This window comes from Glycomyces sp. NRRL B-16210 (genome assembly GCF_000719515.1).
GTDB lineage: Bacteria > Actinomycetota > Actinomycetes > Mycobacteriales > Micromonosporaceae > Glycomyces.
On the sequence record NZ_JOGR01000013.1, the window covers coordinates 275,530 to 290,992 of the forward strand.

14 protein-coding genes are annotated in these 15,463 nt (G+C 69.2%); 12 read left to right on the forward strand and 2 right to left on the reverse strand.

Features of this window, described 5'->3' with window-relative positions; all coding sequences use genetic code 11:
• The first annotated feature begins 180 nt into the window (after positions 1–180).
• Positions 181–1,314 carry a malic enzyme-like NAD(P)-binding protein gene (locus IF12_RS0119745; RefSeq protein WP_030161500.1) on the forward strand — a complete coding sequence of 378 codons (1,134 nt, stop codon included), beginning with the start codon at positions 181–183 and terminating at the stop codon, positions 1,312–1,314.
• Positions 1,315–1,495: 181 nt separating this feature from the next.
• Here IF12_RS0119745 and IF12_RS0119750 read toward each other — a convergent pair whose 3' ends face one another.
• Positions 1,496–2,449: an ADP-ribosylglycohydrolase family protein gene (locus IF12_RS0119750; protein ID WP_030161502.1), complete on the reverse strand. Its 954-nt coding sequence runs from the start codon at positions 2,447–2,449 to the stop codon at positions 1,496–1,498.
• A 187-nt stretch (positions 2,450–2,636) separates the two neighbouring features.
• Here IF12_RS0119750 and IF12_RS0119755 point away from each other — a divergent pair, with 187 nt between their 5' ends.
• Together IF12_RS0119755 and IF12_RS23375 are read left to right on the forward strand one after the other, a co-directional pair.
• Complete coding sequence (locus IF12_RS0119755) at positions 2,637–5,120, forward strand: alpha-L-arabinofuranosidase C-terminal domain-containing protein (protein ID WP_030161504.1); 2,484 nt, start codon at positions 2,637–2,639, stop codon at positions 5,118–5,120.
• 37 nt (positions 5,121–5,157) lie between these two features.
• Positions 5,158–5,394 (forward strand): type II toxin-antitoxin system VapC family toxin, encoded by a 237-nt coding sequence (locus IF12_RS23375; RefSeq protein ID WP_051704645.1) that lies wholly within the window; start codon positions 5,158–5,160, stop codon positions 5,392–5,394.
• Here IF12_RS23375 and IF12_RS0119765 read toward each other — a convergent pair.
• Positions 5,391–6,380, reverse strand: coding sequence for a heme A synthase (locus IF12_RS0119765; RefSeq protein ID WP_081913768.1), 990 nt, complete (start codon positions 6,378–6,380; stop codon positions 5,391–5,393). The two genes, IF12_RS23375 and IF12_RS0119765, sit on opposite strands and share 4 nt — an antisense overlap.
• 164 nt (positions 6,381–6,544) lie before the next feature.
• Here IF12_RS0119765 and IF12_RS0119770 point away from each other — a divergent pair, with 164 nt between their 5' ends.
• From IF12_RS0119770 to IF12_RS0119810, 9 genes are read left to right on the forward strand one after another with little or no spacing between them, the layout of a single operon-like run.
• Positions 6,545–7,297, forward strand: a complete 753-nt coding sequence (locus IF12_RS0119770) for a metalloregulator ArsR/SmtB family transcription factor (RefSeq protein ID WP_081913769.1) — start codon at positions 6,545–6,547, stop codon at positions 7,295–7,297.
• 8 nt (positions 7,298–7,305) lie between these two features.
• Positions 7,306–8,739 (forward strand): Fe-S cluster assembly protein SufB, encoded by a 1,434-nt coding sequence (gene sufB / locus IF12_RS0119775; protein ID WP_030161511.1) that lies wholly within the window; start codon positions 7,306–7,308, stop codon positions 8,737–8,739.
• Between the two features lie 36 nt (positions 8,740–8,775).
• Positions 8,776–9,954: a Fe-S cluster assembly protein SufD gene (gene sufD, locus IF12_RS0119780; protein ID WP_051704646.1), complete on the forward strand. Its 1,179-nt coding sequence runs from the start codon at positions 8,776–8,778 to the stop codon at positions 9,952–9,954.
• A complete protein-coding gene (locus tag IF12_RS0119785; RefSeq protein WP_030161516.1) occupies positions 9,955–10,293 on the forward strand; it encodes a non-heme iron oxygenase ferredoxin subunit in 339 nt (112 codons plus the stop codon).
• An 11-nt stretch (positions 10,294–10,304) separates the two neighbouring features.
• Positions 10,305–11,063 (forward strand): Fe-S cluster assembly ATPase SufC, encoded by a 759-nt coding sequence (gene sufC, locus IF12_RS0119790; RefSeq protein WP_030161518.1) that lies wholly within the window; start codon positions 10,305–10,307, stop codon positions 11,061–11,063.
• 21 nt (positions 11,064–11,084) lie between these two features.
• Complete coding sequence (locus tag IF12_RS0119795) at positions 11,085–12,353, forward strand: cysteine desulfurase (RefSeq protein WP_030161520.1); 1,269 nt, start codon at positions 11,085–11,087, stop codon at positions 12,351–12,353.
• Positions 12,353–12,811 (forward strand): Fe-S cluster assembly sulfur transfer protein SufU, encoded by a 459-nt coding sequence (sufU, locus tag IF12_RS0119800; RefSeq protein WP_030161522.1) that lies wholly within the window; start codon positions 12,353–12,355, stop codon positions 12,809–12,811. Before IF12_RS0119795 ends, sufU begins: the two co-directional genes overlap by 1 nt.
• On the forward strand, positions 12,808–13,146 hold the full coding sequence (locus IF12_RS0119805) for a metal-sulfur cluster assembly factor (RefSeq protein WP_030161523.1): 339 nt from the start codon (positions 12,808–12,810) through the stop codon (positions 13,144–13,146). The genes sufU and IF12_RS0119805 overlap by 4 nt, the downstream gene beginning before the upstream one ends.
• On the forward strand, positions 13,130–13,795 hold the full coding sequence (locus IF12_RS0119810; protein ID WP_030161525.1) for an acVLRF1 family peptidyl-tRNA hydrolase: 666 nt from the start codon (positions 13,130–13,132) through the stop codon (positions 13,793–13,795). Before IF12_RS0119805 ends, IF12_RS0119810 begins: the two co-directional genes overlap by 17 nt.
• Positions 13,796–15,463: the final 1,668 nt, after the last annotated feature.

A 15,463-nucleotide genomic window follows, 5' to 3' on the forward strand; every position in this document is an offset into this window, starting at 1 on the left:
GGGAAATCCGCTCGCGGCGGCGCACGCACGCCGCGAGCCGGTAGTCGCGGCGTGGGGGTCAGAAGCCCGCATGACGCCGCCTCCCGCCGCTCACTCCCCGATGGAACCATCCGTTCCGCGTCCGCAGAGTCGGCGATCGTCATCGAAGCAATGAGGCTTTCCGTGCCATCTCAAACCGTGATCGACCTGCAAGACCCGATCTTCCTCGCCCACCGCGGCGGCAAACTGCGCACCTCCTCCACCGTCCCGCTCGACAGCCGCGAAGACCTCTCCGTCGCCTACACGCCCGGCGTCGCCCGCGTGTGCGAGGCCATCGCCGCCGACGTCTCGCTGGCGCGGACGCACACCTGGCGCTCGAACCTCGTCGCCGTGGTCACCGACGGCACCGCGGTGCTCGGCCTCGGGGACATCGGCCCGGCCGCCTCGCTCCCGGTCATGGAGGGCAAGGCCGCCCTGTTCCGCCAGTTCGCGGACGTCGACGCCGTGCCGATCTGCCTGGACACCAAGGACCCCGACGCGATCGTGGCGGCCGTGGCCGCCATCGCGCCGTCCTTCGGCGGGATCAACCTGGAGGACATCTCGGCGCCGCGCTGCTTCGCGATCGAGGACCGGCTCAAGGCCATGCTCGACATCCCGGTCTTCCACGACGACCAGCACGGCACAGCCGTGGTCGTGCTCGCCGCGCTGACGAACGCGATCCGGCTCCAGGGCCGGCGCGCCGAGGACCTGACGGTCGCGGTGGTCGGCGCGGGGGCTGCGGGGGTGGCGATCACGAAGATCCTCACCGAAGCCGGAGTCGGCGAGGTGATCGTGTGCGACTCGACCGGGATCATCCACGAAGGCCGGGAGCGGTTGAACCCGGTCAAGGAACAGCTCGCGGCGCGCACGAACCGAAGCGGCCGCCGAGGCGACGTGACCGAGGCGCTGCGCGGGGCGGATGTGCTCGTGGGCGTCTCGGGCGGGCGGATTCCGGAGTCGGCGCTGGAGGGCATGGCGGCGAACGCGATCGTGTTCGCGCTGGCGAATCCGACGCCGGAGATCGACCCGGAGGTGGCCGCGCGCCACGCGGCGATCGTGGCGACCGGGCGCAGCGATTTTCCGAACCAGATCAACAATGTGCTGGCCTTCCCGGGGATCTTCCGGGGCGCGCTGGACGCGGGGGCGCCGCAGATCACGGAGAAGATGAAGCTCGCAGCGGCCCAGGCGATCGCGGACATTGCGGCGGAGGATCTGGCGGCGGACAGGATCGTGCCGTCGCCGCTGGACCCGAGAGTGGCCCCGGCGGTCGCAGCGGCGGTGAAGGCCGCCGCCTAGGCCGCCACGCGCGGGAGTTGCGAAAGGTGAGCGGAGGGTTCCGGGCAATTCGGACATCGATGGGCCCCCGGTTCAACCCTGCCTCGGGGGTATGACATCGCCCGGTGGTTCGACTCCTCTTTGCCGGGTCGCCTTCCTCGGCTTCATCCTTCGGACCGGTTGCGCTGCAACCGGTCCGCTCTTATTCTCCGCTCAACTTCTCGGCCAGTGCCGCTATCGTCTCCCGGCCTTCGGCTTGCGAGGCCCATTCCCTCGGCAGTGCCGCATGGCCGTACGCCGCTCCATAGAGGTTCCCGAGAATCGCTCCGGTCGAGTCCGAGTCGCCCCCATGACTCACCGACGCCACCAGCCCGGCTCGCACGTCGTCCGTCCCCAGGAAGCAGTACACCGCGATCGCCAGCGCCTCCTCCGCGATCCAGCCCTCACCCAGCGGCGTGCACGTGTTCGGCCCGGGCGGGACGTTCCCCGCCAGCGAGTACGCCTTCTGAAGCGCGTCCGCCGTCTCCGACCGGTCCAGGCTCCGCTGCAAGTGGAGCAGCGTCGCCGAGACTGCGCGCTGCGGACTCGCGCCCTCCATCAAGTGCGCCACGATCATCGCCAGCGCACCCGCCGCGGCCCCCGCGGTCGGGTGCCCGTGCGTGAACGCCGAGCACGCCTCCGCGAGCGCGTAGGCCTCGGCGGGGGAGTGGCGCAGCCCGAACGGGGCCGAGCGCATGACCGTGCCGCAGCCCTTCGAGTCCGGATTGACGCCCGGCTCGCCTCCTGCCGCGAGCCCCGAGAGGCACGCGTTGCCGGGCGCGCGGCGCGCGTACAGCCACGGCAGCGCCGCGAGTCCGCGAGAACCCATGGGCGGCATCGGTTCCTGCTGCGTCACCAGCCACCGCAGATACGCGAGCCGCACCGATTCGGCCTCGGCCCCCGGCTGCGCCTGCAACAGCCCCTCGACGGTGAACAGGGTCATCTGGGTGTCGTCCGAGACGCGGTTGTACCGCAGCTCGGCGACCCCGCCGGGCCCGTAGTCGGCCGCGATCTGCGGCCAGGAGTCGAATTCGACCTGGTAGCCGAGGGCATCGCCCACCGCGCCGCCGACGAGGCAGCCGAGGGCGCGTTCGCGTCGCGAGATCGCTTGTGTCACGCCCGGATTCTATGAGCCCGCCGCTCCCCGGCCCCGCGCGCCGCCGCACTCGCACCCGCCGCTCCCCGCCCCGAAGTGATCGCCCGCGTCCGCCGCCTCGGCCTCGGATCTTCCCGACCCTTGACCGAGTGACCGTTAACATGCACAATACATTGACATGTTTCAACACTTTTCAGAACGGGAGACGATGCAGCCTCCGAACCGAACGCGCACCCTCGCCGTGGCCGGCGCCGCGGTCGTCGTACTCGCCACCCTCACCGCGGGCAGAGGCCCCGCGCCCGAGGCCGAGGCGAGCATCGCCGTCGACCTCGGCGACGCGACCGCCATCTCCGACCGGCTCTACGGACTGTTCTACGAGGACATCAACCACGCCGCCGACGGCGGCCTCTACGCCGAACTCGTCCAGAACCGCTCCTTCGAGTTCAGCCCCGCCGACAACGGCTCGTACACCCCGCTGACCGCCTGGACCGTGGACGGCAGCGCCGAGATCCAAACCGCCGACCCCCTCAACGACGCCAACGCCACCTATCTCAGCGCCGCGGCCGCAGCCACGATTGTCAACGCGGGCTACAACTCCGGCATGGCCTACACCGCCGGCGACGACTACGACTTCAGCGTCTGGGCCCGCGCCGACGCCGACACCGAGCTCCACGCGAGCCTCACCGACGCAGGCGGCGACGCCCTCTCCTCCACCGCCGCCCTCGCCCTCGACGGCACCGGCGAGTGGACGAAGCTCGAAGCGTCCCTGACCGCCGACGCGACGAGCACGACCGGCCGCCTCGCGGTCACCACCTCGGACGCGACCGACCTCGACATGGTCTCCCTCTTCCCCGAGGACACCTTCCTCGGCCGCGAGAACGGCCTGCGCGCCGACCTCGCCGAGCTCATCGCCGACCTCGAACCGAGCTTCCTGCGGTTCCCCGGCGGCTGCATCGTGAACACCGGCTCCTTCGACCCCGACTCGCGCGAGCGGGCCTACAACTGGAAGGACACCGTCGGCCCGGTCGAGGAGCGCCTCACCAACCACAACTTCTGGGGCTACAACCAGTCCTACGGCCTCGGCTACTTCGAGTACTTCCAGTTCGCCGAGGACATCGGCGCCGAAGCGCTGCCCGTCGTCCCGGTCGGCGTGACCGGCTGCGGCGACTCGGCCGAGATCACCGACCCGGACGAACTCGACCTCTGGGTCCAGGACACCCTCGACCTCATCGAGTTCGCCAACGGCCCGGCCGACTCCGAATGGGGCTCGCTGCGCGCCGACATGGGCCATCCCGAGCCGTTCGGCATCACCATGATCGGCCTCGGCAACGAGGAGTACAAGCCGCAGTACTACGAGAACTACCCGGCCTTCCACGACGCGATCCGCGAGGCGCACCCCGAGATCGCGATCATCGCGAACTCCGGCGTGGACGACGAGGGCGAGGTCTTCGACCGCAGCTGGGAATTCGCCCGCGAGCAGGGCGCCGACCTCGTGGACGAGCACTACTACAACTCGCCCGAGTGGTTCCTGTCCAACAACGACCGCTACGACGCCTACGACCGCGAGGGCCCGCACGTGTTCGTCGGCGAGTACGCCTCCCTCTCCAACACCTGGTGGAGCGCCCTCTCCGAGGCCTCGTACCTCACCGGTCTCGAACGCAACGGCGACGTGGTCGACCTGGCCTCCTACGCGCCGCTGCTGTCGAACATCGACTACGTCGACTGGGCCCCGGACATGATCTGGTTCGACAACCACCAGGCCGTCAAGTCCGCCAGTTACGAAGTGCAGCAACTGTTCAGCGCCCACGCCGGAGACGAGGCGCTCGCCTCGACCCTGGAGGCCGACCCCGTCGAGGTCGCCGACATCGCCGGCGGCATCGGCGTGGCGACCTGGAACACCGCCGCGGCCTACGACGACGTGACCGTGACCGGAGCCGACGGCGAGGTCCTCTTCGCGGACGACTTCGCGGCCGGATCGGACGCCTGGACCGTGACCGGTCCCGGAGACACCCCCACCGGCACCTGGGAGGTGCTCGACGGCGCCTACCACCAGACCGCGATCGTCGAGGACGCCCGCTCCACCGCCGGCTCGGCCGACTGGTCGAACTACACGCTGGAGCTCAAGGCCACCAAGACCGCCGGCGACGAGGGCTTCCTCGTCATGTTCGGCGTCGAAGGCTCCGACGACTACTACTGGTGGAACCTCGGCGGCTGGAACAACACCACCAGCGCGGTCGAGAAGTCCTCCAGCGGCGGGAAGTCGACCCTCCTCAACCACGACACCGTGATCGAGACCGGCCGCACCTACGACCTGAAGGTGGAAGTCGACGGTCGCACCATCACCGGCTACATCGACGGCGAGGAGGCCTTCAGCGTCGAGGACGACGCCGCGATCGAACCGCTCTACCAAGTGGTCACCCGCGACGCCGAGACCGGCGCGATCACCCTCAAAGTGGTGAACGCCCAGGACAAGGCGATCACCACCGACATCGCATTTGAAGGCCGGAAACTCCACAAGCGCGGCGAGGTCACCACGATCGCCTGCGAACCCGGCTGCGACAACGTCCTCGGCGAGGACCAGGTGGTCTACCCGGTCACCGAACAGGTCAAGCACCTCGGCAACGAGTTCACTTACGAATTCGAGCCCTACTCGGTCACCTTCATAACCCTCACCCCGACCGGCAAGCGCTGACCCCGAGAACGCGACACGCGGTCCGGTACCGGACCGCGTGTCGCGTTCCAAGCCCGCGGACGCCGACACCGCCCGAGCCGACTTCGCCGAACTGCCGATCCGCCGCTATCCCGGGTCGGTCACCGCCGACCGGTGCTGGGCGCTCCGGCATGACCGCAACGGCCACGACGCCGCCTATATCGCCTTGCCCGAACTCCTCGACGCGCCGTTGCTCACCGGCGATGCGAAACCGATCGGCGCCCACCACGCCGCCGTCGAGGTCGTGCCCGGTTAGACCGCGGTTTCCCTCACGGTCGGTTCGGGCTCGACGATCCGGTCGCCCTCGCGTTCGCCGTGGATCTCGTAATGCAGCGGCACGGCCTCGGCGCTCGGCTCGCGCCTGCGCAGGCTGAACGGCACCGCCACGACCGCCACCCACAGCACCCCGGCCCCCAGCATGTGCATCCCCACCAGCAGCTCCGGCAGGTCCATGTAGTACTGCGTGTACCCGATGACCCCTTGCAGCAGCTCCACGACCAGCAGCGTGTACGCCACCCGCTTGGCCGACTCCGGGGCCTTCACCGCGTGCAGCGCCGCGATCAGCGCCACCGTCATCCCCACCAGCAGCCACACCAGGTCCGCGTGGAACTGCGACATCAACGCCGGGTCCATGCCGTTGCGCGGCGTCTCCGCGTCGCCCGCGTGCGGGCCCGACCCGGTCACCACCACGCCCAGCACGATCACCGCGAACGCGACGCCCACCAGGCCCCGGCTCAGCAGCGTCACCGCGCGCGGCACCAGCGGCACCACCGCCCCGTCCGGCTCGCCCGCGCGCACGTACAGCGCGACCGAGATCGCCACGAGCGGGATCGACGCCAGGAAGTGCAGGCCCACCACCCACGGGTTCAGGTTCGTCCACACCGTGATCCCGCCGATGACCGCCTGCACCGGGACGTACAGCATCCCCAGTACCGCCAGCCGCACCAGCGACCTTCGCCGCGGCACCCGCAGCCACGCCGCCGCCAGCGCCCCGAGCGCCACCGCGACCAGCACGAACGTCAACACCCGGTTGCCGAACTCGATCACCCCGAAGATCCCCATCTCAGGGGTCGTCACCAGGGAGTCGGCCGTGCACTTGGGCCATTCGGGGCAGCCCAGCCCGGACTCGGTCAGGCGCACCGCGCCGCCGGTCACGATGATGCCGACGTTCGCGATCACGCAAGCCAGCGCCCATCTGCGAATCGCCTTGGGCCGACCGAACCACCGCTGCAACAGCTCCACGGCGCGAATCTAACCTTGGACCCGCCCCGCGGCTCGGGCCGGGTCCGCCGATGTGGGCTGCGCGGTTCCGGCGCCTTGTGAGGTTAGGCAACCCTGCGTGCCCCGTCTCACCACCAGGCATCTCGACGGTCCCCTGCGAATTAAGTAACATTTATCTTGTGGAAATGGTGACGAGGGCGGCCAGCCACTCGACGGACGGGGACACCCGCCGCCGGGTGACCAGGCTGCTGCTCGAAGGCGGCCACGCCACGGCCGCCGTCCTGGCCCGCTCCCTCGGCATCACCGCCACCGCCACCCGCCGCCATCTCGACGCGATGGAGGCCGAGGGCCTGGTCGAGACCCGCGTGGTCAAGACCGCCGGCCGCGGCCGACCGGCCAGGAGCTACCAGCTCACGCCGGCCGCCCGCACCGGACTCGGCCACACGTACGACGACCTCGCGATGGAGGCCCTGCGCTGGATCCGCCGGTTCGAAGGCGAGGACGCCATAGGCGGCTTCGCCGCCGAGCAGGTCGCGCGACTGGAGGCCCGCTGCCGGGCCGCCATGGACGCGGTCGACTCGGACGACCCGATGGCCCGCGCGCAGGCGCTGGCGACCGCCATGTCCGGGGAGGGCTACGCCGCCACGGCGTCGGTCATCGCCTCGGGCGGGCAGATCTGCCAGCACCACTGCCCGGTGGCGGGCGTGGCCGCGGAGTTCCCGCAGCTGTGCGAGGCGGAGACGCGGGTGATCAGCCGCCTGCTGGGCGTCCACGTCCAGCGGCTGGCCACGATCGCCAACGGGGACGGGGTGTGCACCACCCACGTTCCCGGCACCAGCCGCGGCCGCAGGGCCGCGGGCACCGACGGAGCAGGCGGCGGCCCGGTGCCGCTGCCCGACCCCGAACGGCAGACCGACAACCCGACAGGTCAAAGGTGAGACTTGAGATGACCGACACGCAGAAGAGCGAACCGCTGAGCCAAGAGGAGGCCTTGGCCTCCCTGGAGCGGTACGAGTACGGCTGGGCCGACTCCGACGCCGCCGGGGCCAACGCGCGGCGCGGGCTGACCGAGGAGGTCGTCCGCGACATCTCCGCGCGCAAGGGCGAACCCGAGTGGATGCTCGACCTGCGCCTGAAGGGCCTCAAACTCTTCGGCCGCAAGCCGATGCCGAACTGGGGCGCCGACCTGTCGGGCATCGACTTCGACAACATCAAGTACTACGTCGAGGCCTCCGAGAAGCAGGCCGAGTCCTGGGAGGACCTGCCCGAGGACATCAAGAAGACCTACGACAAGCTGGGCATCCCCGAGGCCGAGCGCCAGCAGCTCGTCTCCGGCGTGGCCGCCCAGTACGAGTCGACGGTGCTCTACCACTCCATCCGCGAGGACCTGGAGCAGCAGGGCGTCATCTTCATGGACACCGACACCGGCCTCAAGGAGCACCCCGAGCTCTTCAAGGAGTACTTCGGCACGGTGATCCCGGTCGGCGACAACAAGTTCGCCGCGCTCAACACCTCCGTGTGGTCGGGCGGCTCGTTCATCTACGTGCCCAAGGGCGTCCACGTCGACATCCCGCTCCAGGCCTACTTCCGGATCAACACCGAGAACATGGGCCAGTTCGAGCGCACGCTCATCATCGCCGACGAGGGCTCGTTCGTGCACTACATCGAGGGCTGCACCGCCCCGGTGTACTCCTCGGACTCGCTGCACTCGGCCGTGGTCGAGATCGTGGTCAAGAAGGACGCCCGCGTCCGGTACACGACCATCCAGAACTGGTCGAACAACGTCTACAACCTGGTCACCAAGCGGGCGATCGCCGAGCAGGGCGCGACCATGGAATGGGTCGACGGCAACCTCGGCTCCAAGGTCACCATGAAGTACCCGGCCGTGGTCATGACCGGCGAGCACGCCAAGGGCGAGGTCCTGTCGGTCGCCATGGCCGGCGCCGGCCAGCACCAGGACACCGGCGCGAAGATGACCCACGCCGCGCCGCACACCTCCTCGACGATCGTCTCCAAGTCGATCTCCCGGGGCGGGGGCCGCACCTCCTACCGCGGCCTGGTGAAGGTCGACGACGGCTCGCACCACGCCAAGTCCACCGTCAAGTGCGACGCGCTGCTGGTCGACACCATCTCGCGCTCGGACACCTACCCGTACGTCGACATCCGCGAGGACGACGTCGACATGGGCCACGAGGCGACGGTCTCCAAGATCGGCGAGGACCAGATGTTCTACCTCATGAGCCGGGGCCTGACCGAGGACGAGGCGGCCGCGATGATCGTCCGCGGCTTCATCGAGCCCATCGCCAAGGAACTCCCCATGGAGTACGCCCTCGAGCTCAACCGCCTGATCGAGCTCCAAATGGAAGGCGCGGTCGGTTAACCGACCCACGGCCCGGACTAGGAAACCAGAGATTTCATGAGCATCGAATTGGCGACATCCGCCAAGCCGCACACCCACGGCGCCGGCGAGGTGCCCCCGAAGACCAAGTCGCAGCTGCTGCGCTCGTTCGAGCCCGCGGACTTCCCGGCCCTCACCGGCCGGGAGGAGGACTGGCGCTTCACGCCGATCAAGCGCCTCGCCGGCCTCGACAGTGAAGGCACCGCGCCCGCGGTCAAGGCCGCCCAGTACGCCATCCGCAGCCTGCCCGAAGGCGTCAGCGCCGAAGCGGTCGGCAAGGACGACGAGCGCCTGGGATCGATCCTGACGCCCTTCGACCGGCCCAGCGCCGTCGCCTGGGCCAACAGCGAGAAGGCCCTGCTCGTCGCCGTCGCGCCCGAGGCGGCCGTGGCCGAACCGGTCTGGATCGACGTCACCGGCGGCGGCCTCGACGGCGCCACCTGGGCCCACACCTACCTCGAGGTCGGCCACCACGCCGACGTCACCGTCATCGTGCGCCACACCGGCCAGGCCCGCCTCGGCGACAACGTGGAGATCTCGGTCGGCGACGGCGCGCACCTGCGCCTGGTCGTCGTGGCCGAATGGGACCGCGAGTCCACCCACGTCGAGCACCAGAAGGCCCGCCTCGGCAAGGACGCCAAGCTCGACCACATCGCCGTCACGCTCGGCGGCGACCTGGTCCGCCAGTACCTGTCGATCGACTACGCCGGGCGCGGCGGCTCCGTGGACGCCCTCGGGCTCTACTTCGCCGACGCCGGCCAGCACCTGGAGCAGCGCCAGCTCGTGGACCACTCGGTCCCCGACTGCCGCTCGAACGTGAACTACCGCGGCGCCCTCCAGGGCGCGACCGCGCACACCGTCTGGGTCGGTGACGTCCTCATCCAGGACAAGGCCACCGGCACCGACACCTACGAGATCAACCGCAACCTCGTCCTCTCCGACGGCGCCCGCGCCGACTCGGTGCCGAACCTGGAGATCGAGACCGGCGAGATCGTCGGCGCCGGACACGCCTCCACGACCGGCCGCTTCGACGAGGAGCACCTGTTCTACCTCCAGTCCCGCGGCATCCCCGAGCCCGAGGCCCGCCGGCTGGTCGTCAAGGGCTTCTTCAACGAGATCCTCCAGAAGGTCCCCGACGAGGCCCTGCGGGAGGAACTCACCGAACTCGTCGTCGCGCGCCTGGATGCCGGTGCCTAAATGACCGACCAGGACTTCCTGCGCGTGTGCGCGCTCGGCGACCTGCCCGATGCCGAGCCCGTCGCGGCCGACATCCACGGCACGTCGATCGTGCTCGTGCGCAAGGGCGAAGAGGTGTTCGCCCTCTACGACGAGTGCTCCCACGCCGCCGTGGCGCTCTCCGAGGGCGACGTCGACGACTGCTCGATCGAATGCTGGCTCCACGGGTCGAGCTTCGACCTGCGCACCGGCAAGCCGTCCGGACCGCCCGCCACGGTCGCGGTCCCGACCTACCCGATCGAACTGCGCGACGGCGACGTCTACCTCAGCCTGAAACCCAAGACCACCGAAAACGCCTGAAGGAATCTGCAATGAGCAAGCTCGAAATCCGCGACCTGCACGTCTCGGTCAACACCGAAGAGGGCGCCAAGCCGATCCTGCACGGCGTCGACCTGACCATCAGCTCCGGCGAGACCCACGCCGTCATGGGCCCCAACGGCTCCGGCAAGTCGACCCTCGCCTACTCGCTGGCCGGGCACCCGAAGTACGAGATCACCGGCGGCACCGTCCTGCTCGACGGCGAGGACGTGCTGGAGATGAGCGTCGACGAGCGCGCTCGCGCCGGCCTCTTCCTCGCCATGCAGTACCCCGTCGAGGTCCCCGGCGTCAGCGTCTCGAACTTCCTGCGCACCGCCAAGACCGCCATCGACGGCGAGGCCCCCAAGATCCGCACCTGGATGAAGGACCTCAAGGGCGCCATGGCCGATCTCAAGATGGACGAGGCCTTCGTCAACCGCAACGTCAACGAGGGCTTCTCCGGCGGCGAGAAGAAGCGCCACGAGATCCTCCAGATGGAGCTGCTCAAGCCCAAGTTCGCGATCCTCGACGAGACCGACTCCGGCCTCGACGTCGACGCCCTGCGCACCGTCTCCGAGGGCATCAACCACGCCAAGTCCACCAGCGAATCGGGCATCCTGCTCATCACGCACTACACGCGCATCCTGCGGTACGTGAAGCCCGACTTCGTCCACGTCTTCGTCGACGGCCGGATCGCCGAAGAGGGCGGGCCCGAACTCGCCGACAAGCTCGAAGCCGAGGGCTACGAGTCCTACGTCGGCCAGAAGGCCTAGACCACCAGGAAGAAGGAGCCCGTGGAGGCTGTCACCAAGCTCGACGTCGAGTCGATCCGCGCCGACTTCCCGATCCTGCGACGCAGGATCGGCGACAGGCAGCTCGCCTACCTCGACTCGGCCGCCACCTCGCAGAAGCCCGTCCAGGTCGTCGAGGCCATGCGCCGCTTCACCGACCACTCGAACGCGAACATCTCGCGCTCGGTCCACACGCTCGGCGCCGAGGCCACCGAAGCGTACGAGGGCGCCCGCGCCCGCGTCGCGGCCTTCATCGGAGCCCCGAGCCCCGACGAGGTGGTGTTCACCAAGAACTCCACCGAATCGATCAACCTGCTCGCCTACGCGTTCCAGAACGCCGCGTTCGACCCGGCCGCCGACCCGCGCTTCAAGCTCGGCCCCGGCGACGAGATCGTCGTGACCGAGATGGAGCACCACGCCAACCTCGTGCCCTGGCAGCAGCTCGCCCAGCGCACCGGCGCGACGCTCAAATGGATCGGCGTCACCGACCACGGCCGCCTCGACCTCGAAAGCGTCGCCGAAGTCGTCACCGAACGCTGCAAGGTCATCTCGTTCACCCACGTGTCGAACCTGCTCGGCACCGTGAACCCGACCTCGCAGATCACCGCCCGCGCCCGCGAGGTCGGCGCACTGGTCGGCCTCGACGCCTCCCAGTCCGTGCCGCACCTGCCCGTGAACGTGGCCGAACTGGGCGTCGACTTCATCGCCTTCACCGGCCACAAGATGCTCGGCCCGACCGGCATCGGCGTCCTGTGGGCCAAGGCCGACCTCCTCGACGCCATGCCCCCGTTCCTCACCGGCGGCTCCATGATCAAGACCGTCACCATGGAGCGCACCACGTTCGCCGACGCGCCCGCCAAGTTCGAGGCCGGCACGCCGCCGATCGCCGAAGCGGTGGGCCTGGCCGCGGCCGTCGACTACCTCGACGAGCTCGGCATGGAGAACGTGCGCGCCCACGAGAAGGAACTCGCCGGGTACATGCTCGAGCGGTTCGAGACCGTCGACGGCCTCACCGTCGTCGGCCCCCGCGTCCCGATCGGGCGCGGCGCGACCGTCTCCTTCACCTTCGCGGACGTCCACCCGCACGACGTCGGGCAGATCCTCGACGCCGAGGGCATCGCCGTCCGCGTCGGCCACCACTGCGCCAAGCCCACCTGCGACCGCTTCGGCGTCAACGCCACCACCCGCGCCTCGGCCTATGTCTACAACACCCGCGAGGAAATAGACCGGCTCGTGGAGGCGTTGGGCCAGGTGCGAAAGGTGTTCGGCTGATGAATCTCGACGAGCTGTACCAGGAAGTGATCCTGGACCACTACAAGCGCCCGCGCGGCTTCGGCCTGCGCGAACCCTACGAGGGCGAGTCGCACCAGGTCAACCCGACCTGCGGCGACGAGATCACCCTCCGGGTCCACGTGGACGGCGACCGCGTCGCCGACGTCTCCTACGAGAACGTCGGCTGCTCGATCTCCAAGGCCTCCGCGTCGGTGCTGTACGAACTGGTCCACGATACGACCGTCGACGACGCGCTGGCCCGCCTCGGCGAGTTCACCGAGCTCATGAACTCCAAGGGCCAGTCCGAAGGCGACGAGGAGACCCTGGAGGACGCCGTGGCGTTCGCCGGCGTCTCGAAGTACCCGATGCGCGTCAAGTGCGCGCTCCTGGGCTGGATGGCGTTCAAGGACGCCCTGGTCCGTGCCGAAACCGCGATCCCCGGGAGGACCGACGGATGAGTGACACCGTGAAGGCGAAAGAGGACGACGTCCTCGAGGCCATGAAAGACGTGGTCGACCCCGAGCTGGGCATCAACGTGGTCGACCTCGGCCTGATCTACGGGGTCCACGTGGACGAGCAGAACGTGGTCACCCTCGACATGACCCTGACCTCGGCGGCGTGCCCGCTGACGGACGTCATCGAGGACCAGTCGCGCTCGGCCCTGTGCTCGGGCCCGGAGGGCGGGCTCGCCACCGACCTGCGCATCAACTGGGTGTGGATCCCGCCGTGGGGCCCGGACAAGATCACCGACGACGGCCGCGACCAGTTGCGGGCCCTTGGCTTCAACGTCTAAGGTCCGCCCCGCCTTCGGCGGCGGCCGCATCGTCGAGGTCGAGCCCGAGCGGCTCCCGAAGTGGGTCGCGAACTTCGCCGCCCGCAACGGCGGCATCGCGGGCCACCGCGCCGGAGACGACGCGTGGACGATCGAATCGAACGAAGGCTTGTCGGCCAGTGTCCGCTGGACACTGGCCGGCGGTCTGCCCGCCGGATGGCTCCTGGACGACGATCCGCAGACGGCCGCCGAGCACCTGCGCGACTACGCGCTCGAACCCCGCCGCATCGCGGTCCTCTTGGCCCGCAAGGGCGCTTATTCAGTGGGGATCGTCGAAGACGGCAAGGTCACCGTCTCCAAGACCGACACCGCCTATGTGCAAGGCAAGACCAAGGCGGGCGGGCAGTCCCAGCAGCGCTTCGCAAGACGCCGAGACGGCCAGGCGAAGGCAGCCGAGAAACGCGCCCGAGAGGCGACCTATGCAGTCCTCGGCAACGCCGAGTTCGATGTGCTTGTCACCGGGGGCCCGGTAGAAGGCATCCTCGAAGACCCCCGACTCGCGAAGCTCAAACAAACAGTCCACTTCGGCGACATAGCCGAGCCGAAACGGGCTCTGCTCACCCAAACCGCCTATCGGGCAATAGGTTTCACAGTGACTCTCACTGGGTAGAGGCTCCGGTGGACCGCGCCTTGGGTACCGAAATGGTGATGCGAGATTAGGCGGGTGCATTGTCGGGTCGGGGACTGTGCCGGGTTGCGGTTCAGGCGGTCAGCGACAGAACAGGGCTCACAGCGATGATGCGAATACGGGTGCGCCGCCGCGGAAGGGTTCTGTTTCCGATTGCGGTACAAGACATCGGCGACGGAAGTGGCGCAGGGATAGCCTGTGGTGGGTTGCCGAGGCCAGGTCCGGTTTCGGTCGAGGCTCAGGCAGTCAGCGACGGAGCAAGGCGTGGGATTCCCGGTGGTCCGCTACCGGAGCGAGGGCCGTCTTGGACCGCGGTTCAAACCAGCACCGACAGCACCGCCACACGAATCCCGAGCGCCCACAGCCGAAGCAAGGCCGATCTGCGGTCGCGGTTCAGACAGTCAGCGACGGAACAGCGCCGCGATACCCGAGGGTTCGTCAGGCAGCGACGGAGCGGCCGCCGGAAGGGTCGTGTTGTGCTGCCGGGGCCGGGTCGTGCTCGAAAAGCGGTACAAGCCATCAGCGACGGAAGCGACGCGGAGATGGCCTGCGGTGCGTTGCCGAGGCTGGGTCAGGTTGCGGCCGAGGTCCAGGCAGGCTGCGGCGAAGCGGCGGCGCGGCGCTGAAGGTTCGCCTCCGCAGCGCGGTCGTCTTCGGTCGTGGCGCTGGCGCTGGCGCTCGGCGGGAACCGGAGTCGGTGGAGGGCTGATGCGGTGCTGTTGAGGCCAGGATCGTGTCGGTTGCGGTACAACCTGGCGGCGACGGAGCAGCCGCCGAGAAGGTCCTGGCCGGTTGCTGGGCTCAGGTCGACTGCAATCCGTGGTTCGAGCTGTCGCCGAGGCAGTGCCGGCATCGAGTCGGGGAAGCGTTGCCGAGGCGAGGCCGTGTCCGGTCCCGCCGGGGCCCAGTTCGGCGGCTCGCGCCGCAGGCCGGCCTGTACTGGTTCGGCAGCGAAACGATGCGGAGAACGCAGAGGGCTCGGTCATGTCCTGCATCGCCTCCACACTCCCTTCCGCTTCCCACCCCGCACCTCCCGGTACCGGGCATGCAACCGCCGCCCCACGCCTTCCGGCTCCGGGCAAGCACTCACCGCCCCTCGCCTTCCGGCTCAAGGGCACTCACTCGTTCTTCTTCACCTTCGAGCTGTCGCCCTCCGGCGCTGGCTTGCTACCTTCGGACCTTCGTCCTCCGGTTCCGGGCTCCCGCCCTCCGCCCTCCGGCGCTGGTTCGCTGCCATCGGGTATTCGGGCTGGCGCTCTCGGGCAGCCCCTGCCGCCCTTCGGCGCTTGTGCTGCGCTGTCGGGCAGTGGTGTGCTCGGGAGCGGCCGGTGGGGCCGTGTGGCCGCTGTGGCTGGTCCAAGGGGCATGGTCCTACCGGCCTGGGGCGTCTCCCCTTTTGGCCGCAGGCGTGCCCTTGCACCCGGTTGGCATGCTTTCTCCGGCTCGTTCCCGCGCGTGGCGTGGGCGTGGCCATTCGGTGCCGTGCATGTCTGACGGTTCGTGCGCACTGCGCCTTATAGAGACCCCCGCACCTGGCTCTGTTTGCGGCCTTGTGTGGGTGTCTCGTGCCCAACCGCGCTCATCATTGCGCGTGGCGCGCACCGTGTGTCTCGTTCAGGACACTGCCTCCCGGCCCAGGTGATCCAGACC